The following is a 17,144-nucleotide window of genomic DNA, read 5'->3' as shown; positions in this document are numbered from 1 at the left end:
AGGTAGAGCCTTCATCTCTTATGTTGCAGGTCTCGGGACAGGAGCCCTGGTTTCCACTTTTTCTATTGCTTCCGCAAGCTGCCGTTTCTGCTGATCCGGCATACCGATGTAGTTGTACATAAGAAATCGAGTATCAATCACGATGCCCTGGACACGTTCGTAGTTCTTCGGATCGGGCTTCCAGTCGCCGACCGCTTCACCAATGTTTCCAATATTGTCCGTTACACGAGATATCGGATTACCATCCGCCCCCATCTCAAAGAACGTATTGTCCTCCCGATTGAACGGCATAATGAATGCGTTATAAAGATTTTCACTTGGCACACCCTTGGCGCGCTCAATGTACTCTCCGTATGTAATCTGCTTGTTGATGTCGGGCCCATTTGGCAGATGATCGGGATTGCCGCTATATCCGTATCGGTATAGTTTTGCATCAAGCACATACACCTTACCGTTATAAATCATTATGGTATCCGGCTGGAGCGGAGTCTTAGACCTGTTGGGACCGTAATCAAGCAACCACCTGGTGCGCGGGAAATATCGATCCTTGTCCTCAATCCCGAACGCCTTGTCTATCATCTTCTCCCAAATACGCTCAAAGAAATCCGTACCGAAGAAGTATTGCTTTTCGGAAGACTTCTCGTCCATGTATTTGAGCATAGATACCATTGCCGAAAACAGTTCTTGCTCCACATCGTTGTGAGTAGATGCCAGCTTCTTTTCCAAGATGTAAATGGCTTCTCTGTTGTCAGGATGCGGACCAGGCTTTTCCGGCATATAGGGTACATAGAGCCAGCCCATTTTATCGAATGCCTCGTACACGCAGTACCGATGAATCTGTGTGATTTTCTTATCGGCATTCGGCGTTACGGAACGCACGGTCATGTTCGTAAAGATAAGGGAGCCGTTCTTCTGTACCAATGCCCGCTGCTCTCGAACAGTGCGCGGCCACGATGCATTCCCCTTGGTATCCGTCTTGAACCGAGGGTCCGTTTCAATGTAGTAACGACCTGTCCTCAGAAAATCCCGAATCACCTTAAGGTAGGCGTGCATAGGAAAGTCGACTGTTCTCGGCGCAGCAAACTTTGACTCCTCTATCAGCTTGTCCTCTTTCATGAATGCAGCAAGCACATAGAACAGATTATTTATGTCCGCACGGAGATCATCGTCATTCGGTGGAAGCTGATAGCCTATCGGGAAATAGATAACGGCATCATCCGTATCCGCTTTTACTCCGACAAAGCTGTCTCCTTCGTCATTCTTGTTGACGTGGCAGCGTTCTCTAATATTCTTTTGTAAATCCATAGCCACTGACCACCTCGCTTTCCATTCGGCACGTTATCATGCCTGCGTATCAGGATAGAGAGATGCTCGAACAGTCGGCTTGAAAATCTTAAATCTCTCACGTCCCTGTGAATACACAAAGGTACGGATGACTTGCTCCAGACTCTCCATATTGTCAGTATCAAAAAGTGCCTCTGGATTAAACTTAAATGCATCATCCCACAAATACTTGATAACCTTCTCAGGGAACATACGGTTGTGCATAAGAGCTTCTCTGATGATAGCCAGCCTTTGCTTTTTATCTTCTGGCATATCACCGGTTGCTTCAGTACGCAGAAGGTCATTGTATTCTGTAAGAAGTGAAGGATATCCTTCCGAAGGCACTGCACGCTGATCAAAGGTCACATCACTTTCATGCACGAAATAAACGCCCAGCCTCTTGTCCTCGGCAGATGCCATTTTCGCCTTATTGCCTACGATGATGGCATTGATCTTTTCGCAGAATGTCTTCCAAGTGACCTCTGTATCAAGAATCTGTGCGTTGGCAAGGGATGCACGAACATTGTCAAAATTGTTCTCAATCAGGCGCATTCTCCATCTGCGCTGGAACGCCGTATCGAGTGTGAACACATTCTGATCGGAAGTATTCATCGTACCTACGATAGACAAATTTGAAGGAATACGCACCTTGTGAGTAGGATCGCCGTATATCTTCTCTGCCATATATTTGTGTGTGATGCCATATTCACTTGTACCTGTTGGATAGGTGATTCCATCCACTGTTTTCGGTTCAACCGTTCTATCCAGCAACTGGAACACTTCACCAAAAATTGCCGGAGCGTTTCCGCGATTCACTTCTTCGATAATGAGGATATACTCCTGCATAGGATGCCTATACGCATCTCTTAAGATAGTCGTGAAAGGTCCAGCCGTGAACTCATATGTAACCTGTTTTTCAGCATCAACTACCGGAAGAATCTGTCCGATAAAGTCCGCGTTGGTATAGTCCGGATGGAATACCAAGCGTTCTACAACACTATCTTTGTGGCAATATTCGTGTTCTATTGTCCAGCTCTTACCAGAACCAGGCACACCATATAGTAGTATATTAGTGCCGCCATCTATGCGTTTCTCTTCATCAATCTCACGTTCCTCACTTTTTTCAATGGCTGCATTTCCCCAGGAAGAAACCATATTCATCATCAAGGACATAATCTGCCTATATTGTTCTCCAGTTATGTTTATGAATGATTCTGTTTGTTCCCTTGCATTGATGATTTCTTGAAGATCAGTAGGAACAGCCGTAAGTTTTGCTCCCATTTTTGTTTCAAAGATCTTTTCAAAGTACAACTGCTGATTACTCTGATCAAATCCCACATCGAAAAGGTAGCAAAATGTCTTTGTTGCCCCGGCAACATACCCAACGACTTTATCTCCCTCCGCAAGGGTTTCTAAAGGATTAGCGTATCCTTTGAGCATAAGCGAAACAGCACACTTTTCACCATGTCCAACCAGCGAAAAGGATTTCACTTTTTCTTCAAGAATCAGAATATAGTAATTCATTTTTTGTCTCCTCCTGCATTCATTGTGTCTATCAGCGAAAGCATATATGTTTTCATTCTTGCGAGTCTTCTATCTGCATCCCCATTACTAATTTCTATATAATCCAAATATTCGTAATTGGGCAAAATGCTTTTACTATCGATCAGCAAGTCATACGCTGCCGTATCTGCAGGAGATGTCTTTTTCTTCATTTTTTGACCGAGATACTTTACATACAACTTCACTCGCTCATTCTGATAAATTACATCCATTGAATAGTCGTTACCCGTCTTATAAGGTTCCATGCGTTGAGGTGTTAATATCTCAACCCAATCCTTGTTCTTTTGAAACACTATTACATCCCTATGGTTAAAATCCAAGTACAAGATGCAATTATCGCCATCCTCGACTTTTTCGATGAGTATTTCATCGCCAACGTTAGCACTCACACGGCGAAAATACTGTCCCAAACCAGATATTCTCTCCTGATTATTCTGCCCCGTTTGAACATACTTGATATTTGAGTTTTCAGGGGTATAAAGGACGCCTTCGACTCGATCAAATATAGTCATTGCCTGCTGATTCTCTAACATCTGTGACAAATCAACATCTCTTGGGATAGCTATGTAAGTATCATTTGTAACACCTTCGCCAAGTTCTGTTGCATTAAGCCTTTTAATAAAGCTCTCAATTTTCATTCTCATCACCGCCTAACAGTTTTATCAATTCATGTGCTATTCCTTTTGCCATAAGCGGAGGTACCGCATTTCCTATTTGAATATATGTTTTTAGGTAAGGACCAAGGAAGAGATAGTCATCTGGAAAAGACTGTACCCTGGCGGCTTCCCTTGGCGTTAAAGTTCTCGCCTCTGTTGGATGTATATGCGAATGACAATCCGAACGTAAATGAGCCGTTATAGTTCGACAAGGTCTATCAGCATGAAGTTTAAAGTATTTATCCTTAAACTTATCGTTTCTGTGTGCGTAGGGCATTATATCGGCAATTTTAGGATCAGTAGCATCATCCCCAGGATTTAGTCTACGATATATCTCATGATTAATTGGACTGCAGTATCGTGCCTTGTGATTAAACACAAGCGGAACAGCCCTGTCATCATTTATCAGACGGAGATATGCGTTTTCTCGACCATCAAATGGATTCACATCAATTTTTCTTCCTGCCTCTTCGGTATCTACTTCTCCCACACCCATAACCTCTGGCGGTTCCAACGGGCGTACACCTTCCAATGCAGCCGAAAGATTAAACACTGTAGCATTTTTTCCGTTAGTCTCAATAGCTTGGAAAACGCTATCAGGATTTGTGCCTGTCCTTTCTACAATGTCATCTCGGATAGCAATGTATATTAGGCGTTCTCTGCTTTGCGCCACCGAGAAATCAGCAGAGTTAAGAAGTCTATACGAGATTTTGTAGTGATATTCTTGACCGCCTTTTTTCGCACAGATAGATTCATAGTCTTCTACTACTTGGTCTGCAACTTTCAACATTCCGCGGACATTCTCCATGACCACAATCTTCGGCGCAAGTTTCTCAATAGCTTTGATGTAATACTTATACAGTTCATTTCGAGGATCATTGATTACCCTATGATGCTTATTGGCAGAACTGAAGCCTTGGCACGGCGGTCCCCCTATGACAATGTCTATATCTTCGTCAATATAGTCTTCGATCCTGTCCACTATTTTTCTTATGTCACCACAAATAACATCATCCTCCAAAATTTCGGGATGGTTATACTTATATGTTTCGATACAAAGGTCGTCTATATCGTTTGCAAAAACCACACGACAGCCTTCTCTAATGAATCCTAAACTCAATCCGCCTGCTCCACAAAACAGATCAACCAGGCGAAACTTAGTGGATTCCGCTTCTTTACGCTGCAATTCCTTACGAGTCGATTCATTCAGTTTGAGAAGATAAGGATCATAGATTTTACGGTTTCCAGCCACAACTGTACCGCATTTTATGAACTCCTTATAAGTTCCTCCTTTAATAAGCGCTTTTACAGATTCAAGATCATCTGCCTGCTTAATAAAGCCCATTTCTATAAAAAGGTCAACAGCACCCTCGTCATCAGTTACATCCAAAGAAACATTCTCTTTCATGGATACAGCCATCACGGTTTTTATAAAGATTTCGATTTTCTCTTTATAATAACGTTTGGTCGCATTGTCCCATTTATCTATATCCGCAATTGGCTGATACATACATTTATTGCTCCTGTTCTATTTTTTCAAATTGTAACCGAACGGCTTTAGCAATTGCCTCTGCCAACATCGGTGGCACAGCATTCCCGATTTGCTTGAACTGTTCTGATCGTGAACCCTCAAAGACAAAATCGTCAGGAAATGACTGTAGCCTTGCAGCTTCTCTAACTGTTATGCTTCGTCCTTGGTCGGGATCGGGATGGATAAACTGATTTCCATCTTTATGCAGATGGGCGATTATTGTTCTTGCCGGCATATCCCACCACTGCACCTTGTAGCTGTTGAAGAATACACGCTTTTTTTCATGTCCTAAGTCAGGCCTATATTCTAACAGTTCCAAAAAGTTCCAGTGGTTTTCTGCCATCACCCTATATCGTTCAACATCTTTTTCGTTGTTCATGCGGGCAACATGATCCCGGAGTTTCTTGTCACTCCTCTTTCTGATTTTCTTAACATAGGTATTGCATGAATCATACTCATTAGGATAATCCATGATTTTTTCACCCTGTCCCTGTTGCAGTTTTGGAAGATCGCCAATCGCATCCTTCACTGTCACATATTTTTTCAACCCTTTTTTCGCATCACTTGGCGCTCCTGGCAAGTAGTGCGTTTTTTCAATCGCTTTATAGACATCCTCCGCAGCAATATCAATATCTTTCCGCACCCCAATCAAGATGACACGTTTCCGTTCCTGTGGGACTCCATAGTTTGTCGCATTAAGTACAATCGTGTCCTCATCGCTTAAAACACGATAATTTCTTCTGAGGCGGCGAAGAATCATTTTGAATATACTTTTTCCTTTAACTTCCGTATCCAACAAACCCGTTACATTCTCGAACACAAAGAACTTAGGTTTGAAATGGTTCAACACCTTAACATAGTTCTCAAACAAGTAGTTTCTCGGATCATCTTGCATATTATTTTCGTCTTTTGCCTTTCCTAAAGGAGAAAAGGACTGACAAGGAGGACCGCCTATGATAATGTCAACTGACTGTTCTCCTACAACCTTCTTTATTTTTGCAAGAATGTCCTTTGAAGTGATGTCTTCCTCTAAAACAGCGGTATCAGCATCATCATAGCCATAATACTTCATTCTTGTTTTAAGGGTTTCACACGCAAAATGATCAATCTCTACATGAGCCAGTGCATTAAACCCTTGTGCATAGAATCCTTCGCTCAACCCGCCACATCCAGCAAACAAATCGATAAAATTATATTTTCTACCCAGCTCAACTGGTTTCTTTTTATTTAATTCGCTCATATCAGATTCCTACCGTTCCTTCCTCGCACGGACGCTAATATCTTATATGTAAGGCTGTACTCACTCCATTGCGCTCTTTCCACTCGCAACCCAGTTATCTAATTCAGAGCATTTGAATTTCCATTGCTTTCCAATTTTATGAGCTGGTACGTCTTTTCCTTTTCTAATCCAGTCACGAATAGTACCCGGCTTTACGCCAAGATACTCTGCGGCCTCATCAATGTTTATCCATTTATCGGTGTTGACTTCTGCCATTTCAATACCTCCGAACTAAACCTCACAGTAAATCATTTTATATTATAACTCATCCAGGCGCGATTTTCAATAGGTTTTCTGTAATTTGTTGTTGTTTTCTATCATTTGTTCTTGCCCATTCTCGTTGCACACCCTCGTAACGATATTTCCTATAAATCGTTACGGGACAAGGCTTTTCGTTATGTGCGTGTGTAATTCCGAACAGTCTGCGCACCCCGCACCGCCGGATGAGAGGTGTCTCCGCTACTGGCAAGCAAAAAATAAGCCTTCTGCACACCCCTCGGTGTGAAAAAGGCGGTAATTCCTATGTATTCTCAAACGCCCTAACGAAAACGGGCAGAAATCCTTGTATCAATCACGCAACTGCTTCATCTAGAACAGTATCTCCCAGCTTTGGGTCAACTTTTTCTACAATAAAATGTGTGACAGGGCGGGGAGTATAAAACTCGCCAGACTTACCCGCACTTTGCAAATCTTTAAGCATACTCTCATAAATACCGTTAAACAAGTGACCGGACGGCATATTATAAAAGTCTATGTCGGCATTGATTTTATTGATGACTTGGCGCAGCAGTGTGCCGGATTTCATAAAATTGTTGACACCTTCCATGATACTGCGAATCAGCCATTTGCGATGCTTGGGATCTTCGGAAATATCCAGCTTACGCAAGCTGGAAAACATTTCGTTTATATGTGAAATTAATCCTTCGCCTGTAACACCCTCTGGGTCCTCTGCCCATGTACGCCAGCGATATTTTTCAGGAACGATCTCATAATAATCATCCTCGGTTGTTTCCCACTCTTGTTCCTTAAAATCAAATGCTTTTAAAAACAGCATCCATGTAATCTGTTCGATATACTGCGCATCGCCATTGATTCCCGCATCAATGCGCATAATGTCTTTGAGTGCCTTTGTTGTACCGGATACTGCCATAGTAAGTTCCTCCTAAATTACGCTGCGTAAAGCTCTTTTTCTAATTCACGCACCGCTTCTTCAAAATTCTTTTTGCCCTTAAAAATACGGTTTATAATATACATTGGGTTGCCAAACTGACAGATGGGGTTAACCTTTAATACATCCATACTCTCTAAGTTTGAAACGCCGGTATCGGTATATTTGTCCAGCAGAGCATTGAGTACTGCTTGTGCTTGTTCCCCGTATTTAGCAAAATAATTCCGCTTTTTAACATTGTTTGCCCGCTCACGACGTGTAAGCGGAGGCATATCAAATGCCACATGGCACAAAAGGTCAAATGGATCAAACTCTTGACCAATTTGCTCTTGCAACTCCTCTATTAAAATGCCTTGCTGTGCAAGTTCATCTAGAATAGCCTGTTTTCGTTCAGAGGTATTCCATGCAGCTAGAAAATCGTCTAGCGTAGCATACTGGTTCAACACATTGCGGCGCGTGTAATCCGTCAAGGATTCAGTAATCAGCTTTCCGTCTTTATCAATGTATTGAACACGCTGTTTGAGAACCGTGACCTCCACATCGTCTACATAATACTTTGTGCGCCTCTCATGCGTTGGAAATTCTCCGTCATTGCCGCCATCATCGCCAGAACCCATTTTGCCAGAATCTTCTGGTGAGTCAATTGGTTGATCGCCGGGCAAGTCAGGGATTTCCCCATTCTCCCCCGGTGTAAAAGAATCATCCTGTTCGCTTGGTCCATCAAAATCGGGGTCTGCAAATAAACGAGTAGCATCCCTAAAGTCAAAGATGGTAAAAAACATTTTACCCAAATCTTCTCTAACACGAGTGCCACGGCCTATGATCTGTTTAAATTCCGTCATGCTATTGATATTGGCATCTAACACAATAAACTTGACCATCTGCACATCAACGCCTGTTGTTAGAAGCTTAGAGGTGGTTACTAAAACAGGATAACGACTGGAAACATCACGAAAGGCATCAATCTGTTTTTTTCCAATATCATCATCACCCGTAATACGCATAACATATCGCTCATCATCATTTACAAGGTCAATATTTTCATTCACGAGAGCTTGACGCATTCTGTCAGCGTGCTCAGTATCAACGCAGAAAAAAATCGCTTTATCGTAGCGAATATTATGCTTTTTTAAATAGTTGGATACGACCCTTGCAACCAATTTGGTTCGCATTTCTAGTACCAATTCTCGGTCGTAATCTCTGGTGTTATACTCTCTGTCTGCTATCTCGTTACCAAAGCGATCAGTTTGTCCTTTGTAAGGACGGTAACCCTCTGCATCCTTATCTAGGAGAACCCTAATCACACGATAAGGAGCAAGGAAACCGTCCTCAATCCCTTGCTTAAGAGAATATGTATATATAGGATCACCAAAATAGTCAATGTTTGAAATGTCTTTGGTTTCTTTTGGAGTAGCTGTCAGACCAATTTGTGTTGCTGCTGTAAAATAGTCCAGTACAGTGCGCCATTCACTATTTTCATTTGCGCTGCCACGGTGACATTCATCAATAATAATAAGGTCAAAGAACCCTGGACTAAACTGTCGAAAAATTTCTTTATCACCTTCGCCAGTAAGACCTTGGTATAGTGCAAGATAAATTTCATAGGAAGGATCAGCTTTTCGATTTCGAATAATGGTCATTTTGTCTTTGAACGGTGAAAAATCGTTGCTGTATGTTTGGTCAATCAGAGCATTACGGTCTGCAAGAAAAAGAATACGTTTTTTAACACCCGATTTCCAGAGCCGCCAGATAATCTGGAACGCAGTGTATGTTTTTCCTGTTCCTGTGGCCATAACCAGAAGCACACGGTTTTGACCTCGCACGACTGCATCAACTGTTAGGTTAATAGCATTCATTTGATAATAACGTGGCGTTCTGTCATCACGTTCGGAATAATATGGCTCTATGATAACTGTTTCCTGCTCGTTGGTAATACCCGTGTTGGTTTTATACATATTCCAGAGCATCGCTGGGGAAGGAAATTGGGTCAGTGTCAGTTGCTGTTCTTTTGCTCCATTGACTACCATTCTATTACGAAAAGTAAATCCATCACCATTTGAAGTAAAGACAAATGGGATAAGTAACCGTTCTGCATAATCGAGCGCTTGCTGCATTCCATCTGAAATAGTATGATTATTGTCCTTTGCTTCTACAATGGCAAGTGGGATATGTGGTTTATAAAACAGCACATAGTCAGCAAATTTTGCTTTATCGCGCTTATATGTTCCACCACGTGCAACAATACGCCCTTTAGTAATAGCGTACTCTTCACGAATTTGGCCGTTTGACCATCCAGCCTTTTGAATGGCGGGAGTAATGAATTGCGTTCGGATTTCCTGCTCGCTTAACTGTTTTTTATTCATATCAGCACTTGCCACCACCAATCTTCAGAGTAGAAAAAAATATAAAGTGTACTTGGTTCCCTTTATATAGCAAAAGATAAAATATTCTTTTAACATGTTGTAACTTACAAAATCAAGGCCTAGCTAACACCTTTGTTTTGACATAACTATACAAAATAAATTATATCATAAAACGCATACAAAACAAATAATTTATTTCATATTTCTATAATTGTGCTGGAAGTTCTATAATCTGCTCATACAGTAGAACATATTTTCTCCCTATATGCCTATTTTCATGGTAATGTCCAAAGAACCAATAATCAAATTTGCACCTTTGACAGATTTCCTCGTGGAAGTCTGTCAAAGCATCAGGCTGGTACATTCCATCACCAAGAAGCTCTATTACGCTGCTAGGAGCACAATGAGTAAAAATGTAATCGACTCGCCAACCGCAAGATTCCAGAGTAGAACGTGCAGTAGCATACTCCGCTTCGCTTGGCAGTTCTTCCCGCCACCAAGAACGATGGTTGATACGATACATAGATTTCCCCTGTTTATCCAGCCGGGCTTTTTTCTTTTTAAAATTAGAATCATCAGGCTCTAATATACCATCGTTGATATCGTGAGAAGAAGCACCACCCATTGTAAAAATGCGTTTCCCTGCAATCTCAAAAAGCTGTCCCCGCATTAAATGAATGATAGAAGGACGAATAAAATGTACATTTCCTCCTTTCCATTTTTCTATTGGGTAATTGTTTAAGATATCATAGTTCTCATGGTTTCCATCAACAAAAAGTGTAGTAAATGATTTCTTCTCCAGCCAGTCAAACCAATATTTGCTGTGGTTAGAAGTATCCCAGATACCGAAATCTCCACAGATTACTACAAAATCAGCTTTTGTCATTTCTTTTTGTTCTGGGAAAATATCGGTTTTAAATCGGGTATAGTCTCCATGTGTATCACCAGTTACAAAAATCATGAAATCCTCCTTCTTTAATTATTTAACAAAGGGCAATGTTTTTAATCCCAGTCAAAAATTCATCTTCCTCAATTATTCCAGCAATAAACCTTTCTCTCAAGGCTATTGCTGGAATAGACCACTTATCAAACTTTGCCTGAGCCTGCCCCATGGTTTCTTCTGTTTCCTTATTTCGGTCACGCTCCAGTTGCTGTTGTTTCATTCGTCGGATACGCTCATACTCCCTGAGAGCAGCATTCTCCGGTTTTTCCAGTTCTGCATTAAATACCAGCTTCGGCCCCACTTGCTTGCAGGTGCGGCCGTTTTCTGTTTTTCGGCTACAATATTCTGCATGATGCTTATTTTTTAACACGAAGTAACGATTGCATAGCTTGCACCGTTTGACCCTTAGTCCAAGGCTGACAAGTTCCATAAAATCGTAAACAATCAAATCTTCAAAAGAAAGAATCCATGTAAACGGCAGTAAACTGACACCGTCCCTATCCCCGTGGATTATATCAAGCTGTTCATCCAAATTCATCTCGCTGTCATTCATTTGACGAATTGAAGCATAATCCAGATTTCCATGCCTGTCTACCGGTGCCATACCGTAACCTGTCTGGAATTTATAGTTACGAAGTCGCTTGGAAGATTGTATAAAACCAGAGAATTTTCTTGGCATAGAAATGTTCGGATATAAGCTGTCATCCAAGCAAAATGCCATGCCGGTAGAAAACTGCCGGTGCATCTGAATAATATACACCAACTCCAAGTAAGCACTTTTCATCTGATCAATGACCCTCAATTTTTCATCTTCAAAGAATTGTGTCATAACACCTACTAAAAAGCGGTGCAGATGCAAATTTCCACTAAGTAAATCAGCAGCATTCAACATCTGGGTTTTGAGTTCTGCGTAACCTAGCTTGATTAGGAGTTCGGGTTCAAAATCCGTCCCGCTGGCGAATTGCCAAACTGCTGCTTCATACTCGGTCAAATCCATCTCCAGAAACTGAATCAGAAAGTCACCTACACATTCCTGCTTAAAATGTCCCATGCTCGATTCATTTTCAAACCAAACAATCCGCAGGGCATGTGCGGACTCTTTATATATTTTGTAGCATGGCAACTGTGGTACATAGAACATAATGGCCTCCCTATGGAATGGATTTTTCAAGAAAAAATTATTTCCGGTTCTTTATTTCAAATCCGTCTTACTCTTGTTACCATTATATCACAGGGAATGACTTTTTGAAAATACAATTCCCGTAGGAGGAAGTATGAGTGAATTACAGCTGATTAATATGTCTGACGTGGAAGCTACCGCTGTGCAGTGGCTGTGGTATCCCTACATACCTTTCGGAAAGCTGACTATTATGCAGGGTGATCCGGGTGAAGGAAAAACGCATCTCATTCTGGCAATTGCTGCACTTCTCACCAAAGGAGAAGCCCTGCCGGGCGCGGAGCCGATACAGCCTGCAAATGTGATTTATCAAACCGCAGAGGATGGCCTTTCCGATACCATTAAGCCACGACTGGAGCTGGTGGGTGCAGACTGTAACCGAATATTAGTAATTGATGAGAGTAAGGAGATGCTGTCTCTCAGCGATGAGCGTATTCGGGAAGCGATTCAGAAGACGGATGCCAAAATGCTTATCCTGGACCCCTTGCAGGCTTATCTGGGCGCTAACGTAGATATGCACCGTGCAAATGAGATACGTCCGGTTTTTCATAAACTGGGACAGGTGGCGGAGGAAAGAAGAATGTATATCAGGCACAGTTTTATTCCGCAGAAGAAATTATGACATTATTTGATGCGGTATCAGACGATCCCTTGGAGATATGCGTAAAGCTGGCGGCTTACTATGGGCTACGGAGAAGTGAAGTTCTTGGTCTGAAATGGGATGCGATTAACCTCGAACAAAAAACGATCTCCATCAGGCACAAGGTAATTGAGGACGAGGTGGATGGCAAGTTTGTACCTGTCGGTGAGGATGTGCTCAAAACCAAATCCAGCTTCCGTACACTCCCACTGCTGCCCTCTGTCGAGAAACTGCTACTTGCAGAGAAAGAGAAACAGGAAATGTACCGCAGGCTATTCAAACGCTCTTATTGCCGGGAATATCTCGATTACATTTGCCTCGATCAAACCGGTAAGCTCATCCGCCCTAATTATGTCACTGAGCATTTCAGCTGGCTGCTTGAAAAATTCGGACTCAAAAAGATTCGCTTCCACGATCTCAGACATAGCTGCGCCAGCCTGCTGCTGGCAAGCGGCATATCCATGAAGCAAATCCAGATACGGCTGGGACACAGCACCTTCTCAACCACAGCGGATATTTACTCGCATCTGGACTTCCATGCGCAGATCGAATCCGGACTTGTCATGGATGGGATGTTTGAAAGAAACCGAGTGGTCGAACCGAGCGGACTTGAACTGAGCGAATGATTTTCTACGGATTGCTTCATGAAAATACTGCAAAGCCTTATATACAAAAGGTTCAGGCGCATCGGGTTTCTACGAAAATAGAAAAAACGCCCTCAAAAGAGAGCGTAGAAAAGATCAAAAAAGGAAGAGCCTGCTGCGGACATTGACCGCAAACAGGCTCATGGCGGAGACGGTGAGATTCGAACTCACGTGCCCTTGCGGACAACCTGATTTCGAGTTATTTGAAGGCAAGTTCTTATGAGTTTACGAGAGTAACTTTAGGAGAAGATAAAATCCCGCAGACCCGCATAAATAAAGGCTTTTCAGGCACAAACGCTGATATTTCCGCGCATGAACACACCGCCCTGATTTAGCGGTTTTCAGGGCAAAGTGTAGAAAAAGTGTAGAAAAACCGTAGAAAAACAACCGGCGAAATAACCTTAAGATACTTTAGTTTCCCGGCAATTTGAAAAATCAAAACCAAGCGTATCCTACCATTGACATTGATTTTTAACAGAACATCCTGCAGCAGACAGAGCATAATTCTCTGTCCTAAGGATCAATGTGATGGGAGGAACGATGATGGCAACCGACTACTCTTACCTTCTGGCTGAATATCCGGAGAAGATAAGTCAAGACCAGCTTTACAGAATTTGCCGCATAAGCAAACGAAAAGCCACATGGCTTTTGGAGAACGGATATATCCCCTGCGAGGATACCGACAAAAAGACCCGCAGGTTTAAAATCCAAATAACCGACGTTATTGCATACCTTACTCGCTTGGAAGAATCTCCTGAAACTCTGCTGACACCACCGGGGATATTTTCAAGCGGAATAAAATATAAACCGAAGCGCCAAACGGCGAAGGCAATCAACTCCGAGAAGTTTATGGCAATGCTTAAGAACAAGTGGCACACCTTTCCGGATGCCCTCACGGTAAATGATGTCACAAAGCTAACGGGATACTGCCAAACCACAGTATCTGAATGGATCAAGGCAGAAAAGATAACGGGGGTATGGTATTATACCAAGTATTTAGTGCCAAAGGACAGCTTGATAAACTATATGGCAACAGAAGCTTGCCGCATCCATCAGAAGTCCAAAAAGCATATAGAGCTGCTGGAGCAGTATCGAAATCCCTAAATGCTCGGCGCATCCATTTACATGAAAACAGGGTGACTACTTTGCATAGTGTCACCCTGTTCTTGTATCGATTATAAAAATCTGATCCAGTCGCGTCTGCCGTACAGAATTCTTTCAACGTCAACCACCTTGTTCTTCTCGTCTATGGAAAAAAACACAACGTAATTTTTTACAATTAGTTTCCTGTATCCCATTTGAGATAGACGATCGTCTGAAACAAGCGGACAGCGCTGCGGCATATCGGACAGACTTAGCATTGTCTCTTCAAAAAGCTCCATCATACGAGTTGCCGATATGGGAGCTGACAGCTGAGAAGCAATATACCGAACAATGTCCCTAAGATCGTTTTCGGCTGGTTCAGATACATCTACCCTATATTTCGCCATCGGCGATGCCTCGCTTAATATCCTTCATGACATCTTGAAACGGACGCTTTTTACCCGCTTTAACGGCCGATCGTCCTTCGTCAAGCAGGTGATACAGTTCAAGCTTGCCGCTGAGTGCCTCATAGGTTTCAATGCTCATAACCGCCAAATCTCCCTGCCCGTTTTTTGTGATAAAAACAGGTTCACGGCTTTCATGACAGAAGGTGGATATCTCATTATAGTTATTCCGCAGGTCAGTGCTGGACTTTATATTTGGCATAGCGTTTACCTCCTTACACAATTCTAAAGATATTATACACGAATTTCTTTAGAATATCAATTGAATTTCGCTGACTGCAACTGGCATCGAAAATAAGACACCGGATGCCGGTTAAAATCTTAATGAGATCGTTTCCTATGAAGGGACGAATATGACTCATATGTAACTCTCGTTTAATCATAAACAAAACACCTCTTTATCTCTTTCCATAACAATACAACATCAAAGATATATCTTATAAAAATTGAACACATTGAACTTGTTGTTTCAAACAAAATCCCATTAAATTCAGTATCAATGTATAGAAGCAGAATAATCAGAGAATAATAAATGCCTAAAGCACTGTCATAAAATAAGTTTTAAATTTGATTGACAATATGACAAATGCGGCATATACTATAAATATAGAAGGGAGGCATTATCATGAATAACTCTCTGGAGATCATCGGAGCAAGGATAAAATCTCTGCGCGAAAATAGCGGCCTTACACAAAGCAATGTGGCTAATTATCTTCATGTCGATCAAAGCCTTGTGTCTATGGTCGAGAAAGGCAAACGGGCACTGACGGCGGATATGCTGGATAAGCTTGCAGCCTTGTTTGGTACGCGGGTATCTGCACTCATGGAGCCGGAAATGAAGGTTAAACCGCTGTCCTTTGCGCTTCGTGCAAGCGAAATCGGAGAAGATGACTTGGACGCAATTAGCGCCATAAACAGGATTGCTTTAAATAGCCACTTTATGACTCAATTGCTTGAGGGTGAGCATGCCAATGGATAGAATAGAGTTATGGAAAAAAGCTCTCAGTTTACGGAAAGAGCTTGGAGAAGATGCGACTTCTCCGATCGATATATTGGCATTGGTTCATACAATCGATAAATTATCCATCGTATACTATCCGATGGGGAATCACATTAGCGGTATTTGTATTAAGGGAACCGGCAGCAATGTCATCGCCATTAATTCAGCCATGACCCTTGGAAGGCAGCGCTTTTCCATGGCTCATGAACTATATCACCTGTATTTTGATGATGACGAACTCACTGCGGTGTGTGCAAAAACAATCGGCGAGGGAAATGAAAAGGAAAAGCAAGCAGATCAGTTTGCATCGTATTTGCTTATGCCCCCGGATGCCCTTTCGGATAAAATTGACCAGCTGAAAAAGTCGAGCTCCGCCAAGCTTTCCATTCATGATGTTGTGCGTTTGGAGCAATACTTTCGTATTAGCCGCAAAGCTATCCTTTACCGGCTGCTCAGCGAAAATGAATTAACCCGTGAAGAAGCTGATTCAATGCGCCAAAACGTAATTTTATCTGCTCTTAATCTTGGCTACGATGATACACTCTATAGACCGACACCCGAAGATAAGCGATACAGGACATACGGCTACTATATTCAGCAGGCGGAAAAAGCTTTGGAACAAGGGCTAATATCCAGCGGCAAATATGATGAATTGCTGCTATCTGCTTTCCGTTCCGACCTCGTCTATGGGGAGGAAATCGAAGGGGGCGAATTGCTTGACTGATTCGCTCTTTTTTGATAGCGACTGTATCTCGGCTTTTTTGTGGGTTGGGAATGAAAATTTATTGGTTAAGTTATATCCCGGTAGGATCGTTATTCCTAAAACTGTTTATGACGAACTGTCCTATCCCGGGATTGCGCACCTAAAGGCAAGAGTAGATGCACTCCTTTCGGTGGGACAAGCACAGGTAATGTCCATTGATGTGGCTACGGAAGCCTATGATATATATTATCAGCTTACCGAAAAACCAAAAGCCGGGCATATGGTTATCGGCAAAGGAGAAGCCGCATCCATCGCATTAGCAAAACAGTATGACGGCATTGTAGCAAGTAATAATTTGAAGGATATTTCTTTATATATCGCTCAAATGGATCTTAAGCATCTAACAACTGGCGATATATTACTTGCGGCACTGGAAAGAGGATACATCACCGAAGCACAGGGAAATACTATTTGGACTAAAATGCTATCTAAACGAAGAAAACTGGGGGCGGCAAACTTTACTGCTTACATACAGGCAAAGCAAAAATAAAAACGCCTATCGCTCATTTCATAATTTATAACGCAAAATTAGAACTAAAGACTCCAA

The 17,144-nt window shown here is 42.2% G+C and carries 18 protein-coding genes; 6 read left to right on the top strand and 12 right to left on the bottom strand.

The features are described 5' to 3' along the window. Positions 1-18: 18 nt before the first annotated feature. The 10 genes from G340_RS0106880 to G340_RS0106835 all read right to left on the bottom strand — a co-directional run bounded on the left by G340_RS0106880 (position 19) and on the right by G340_RS0106835 (position 11,967). Positions 19-1,305 carry an LlaJI family restriction endonuclease gene (locus G340_RS0106880; protein ID WP_020072920.1) on the bottom strand — a complete coding sequence of 429 codons (1,287 nt, stop codon included), beginning with the start codon at positions 1,303-1,305 and terminating at the stop codon, positions 19-21. A gap of 36 nt (positions 1,306-1,341) precedes the next feature. Continuing rightward, positions 1,342-2,847 (bottom strand): AAA family ATPase, encoded by a 1,506-nt coding sequence (locus G340_RS16510; protein WP_020072919.1) that lies wholly within the window; start codon positions 2,845-2,847, stop codon positions 1,342-1,344. Continuing rightward, entirely contained in the window at positions 2,844-3,524 is a 681-nt protein-coding gene (locus tag G340_RS0106870) for a hypothetical protein (protein WP_020072918.1), read from the bottom strand. Before G340_RS0106870 ends, G340_RS16510 begins: the two co-directional genes overlap by 4 nt. Beyond that, on the bottom strand, positions 3,514-5,052 hold the full coding sequence (locus tag G340_RS16505) for a DNA cytosine methyltransferase (RefSeq protein WP_020072917.1): 1,539 nt from the start codon (positions 5,050-5,052) through the stop codon (positions 3,514-3,516). Before G340_RS16505 ends, G340_RS0106870 begins: the two co-directional genes overlap by 11 nt. 4 nt (positions 5,053-5,056) lie before the next feature. Beyond that, complete coding sequence (locus tag G340_RS0106860; RefSeq protein WP_020072916.1) at positions 5,057-6,313, bottom strand: DNA cytosine methyltransferase; 1,257 nt, start codon at positions 6,311-6,313, stop codon at positions 5,057-5,059. Positions 6,314-6,373: 60 nt separating this feature from the next. Next, positions 6,374-6,568, bottom strand: a complete 195-nt coding sequence (locus G340_RS0106855) for a helix-turn-helix domain-containing protein (RefSeq protein ID WP_020072915.1) — start codon at positions 6,566-6,568, stop codon at positions 6,374-6,376. Positions 6,569-6,923: 355 nt separating this feature from the next. Further along, entirely contained in the window at positions 6,924-7,502 is a 579-nt protein-coding gene (locus G340_RS0106850; protein WP_020072914.1) for a type I restriction-modification system subunit M N-terminal domain-containing protein, read from the bottom strand. A 17-nt stretch (positions 7,503-7,519) separates the two neighbouring features. Then, complete coding sequence (gene hsdR / locus G340_RS0106845; RefSeq protein WP_020072913.1) at positions 7,520-9,883, bottom strand: EcoAI/FtnUII family type I restriction enzme subunit R; 2,364 nt, start codon at positions 9,881-9,883, stop codon at positions 7,520-7,522. A gap of 205 nt (positions 9,884-10,088) precedes the next feature. Then, entirely contained in the window at positions 10,089-10,844 is a 756-nt protein-coding gene (locus G340_RS0106840; RefSeq protein WP_020072912.1) for a metallophosphoesterase family protein, read from the bottom strand. A gap of 22 nt (positions 10,845-10,866) precedes the next feature. Beyond that, positions 10,867-11,967 (bottom strand): DUF6076 domain-containing protein, encoded by a 1,101-nt coding sequence (locus G340_RS0106835; RefSeq protein WP_020072911.1) that lies wholly within the window; start codon positions 11,965-11,967, stop codon positions 10,867-10,869. Positions 11,968-12,100: 133 nt separating this feature from the next. On the opposite strand from G340_RS0106835, the gene G340_RS16500 reads away from it, so the two are divergent. The 3 genes from G340_RS16500 (at position 12,101) to G340_RS0106820 (ending at position 14,391) form a co-directional block, all read left to right on the top strand. Then, the gene (locus G340_RS16500; RefSeq protein ID WP_020072910.1) at positions 12,101-12,625 is read left to right on the top strand and encodes an AAA family ATPase; all 525 of its coding nucleotides are present in this window, start codon (positions 12,101-12,103) and stop codon (positions 12,623-12,625) included. Beyond that, the gene (locus G340_RS0106825; protein ID WP_020072909.1) at positions 12,622-13,269 is read left to right on the top strand and encodes a site-specific integrase; all 648 of its coding nucleotides are present in this window, start codon (positions 12,622-12,624) and stop codon (positions 13,267-13,269) included. Before G340_RS16500 ends, G340_RS0106825 begins: the two co-directional genes overlap by 4 nt. A gap of 561 nt (positions 13,270-13,830) precedes the next feature. After that, positions 13,831-14,391: a helix-turn-helix domain-containing protein gene (locus G340_RS0106820; RefSeq protein WP_020072908.1), complete on the top strand. Its 561-nt coding sequence runs from the start codon at positions 13,831-13,833 to the stop codon at positions 14,389-14,391. A gap of 71 nt (positions 14,392-14,462) precedes the next feature. On the opposite strand, the gene G340_RS0106815 is transcribed toward G340_RS0106820, so the two are convergent. Further along, positions 14,463-14,777: a type II toxin-antitoxin system RelE/ParE family toxin gene (locus tag G340_RS0106815; RefSeq protein ID WP_020072907.1), complete on the bottom strand. Its 315-nt coding sequence runs from the start codon at positions 14,775-14,777 to the stop codon at positions 14,463-14,465. Beyond that, on the bottom strand, positions 14,764-15,036 hold the full coding sequence (locus G340_RS0106810; protein WP_020072906.1) for a type II toxin-antitoxin system Phd/YefM family antitoxin: 273 nt from the start codon (positions 15,034-15,036) through the stop codon (positions 14,764-14,766). The genes G340_RS0106815 and G340_RS0106810 overlap by 14 nt, the downstream gene beginning before the upstream one ends. A 423-nt stretch (positions 15,037-15,459) precedes the next feature. Between G340_RS0106810 and G340_RS0106805 the strand changes: the two genes are divergently transcribed. From G340_RS0106805 to G340_RS0106795, 3 genes are read left to right on the top strand one after another with little or no spacing between them, the layout of a single operon-like run. Continuing rightward, the gene (locus tag G340_RS0106805) at positions 15,460-15,813 is read left to right on the top strand and encodes a helix-turn-helix domain-containing protein (protein WP_020072905.1); all 354 of its coding nucleotides are present in this window, start codon (positions 15,460-15,462) and stop codon (positions 15,811-15,813) included. After that, on the top strand, positions 15,806-16,558 hold the full coding sequence (locus tag G340_RS0106800) for an ImmA/IrrE family metallo-endopeptidase (protein WP_020072904.1): 753 nt from the start codon (positions 15,806-15,808) through the stop codon (positions 16,556-16,558). Before G340_RS0106805 ends, G340_RS0106800 begins: the two co-directional genes overlap by 8 nt. After that, entirely contained in the window at positions 16,551-17,087 is a 537-nt protein-coding gene (locus tag G340_RS0106795; protein WP_020072903.1) for a hypothetical protein, read from the top strand. Before G340_RS0106800 ends, G340_RS0106795 begins: the two co-directional genes overlap by 8 nt. Positions 17,088-17,144: the final 57 nt, after the last annotated feature.

The sequence above is a fragment of the Faecalispora sporosphaeroides DSM 1294 genome (assembly GCA_000383295.1).
GTDB classification, from domain to species: Bacteria; Bacillota; Clostridia; order Oscillospirales; family Acutalibacteraceae; genus Faecalispora; species Faecalispora sporosphaeroides.
The sequence above is the reverse complement of the archived record's forward strand: the minus strand, read 5'-3'. Positions and strand labels throughout refer to the sequence as shown.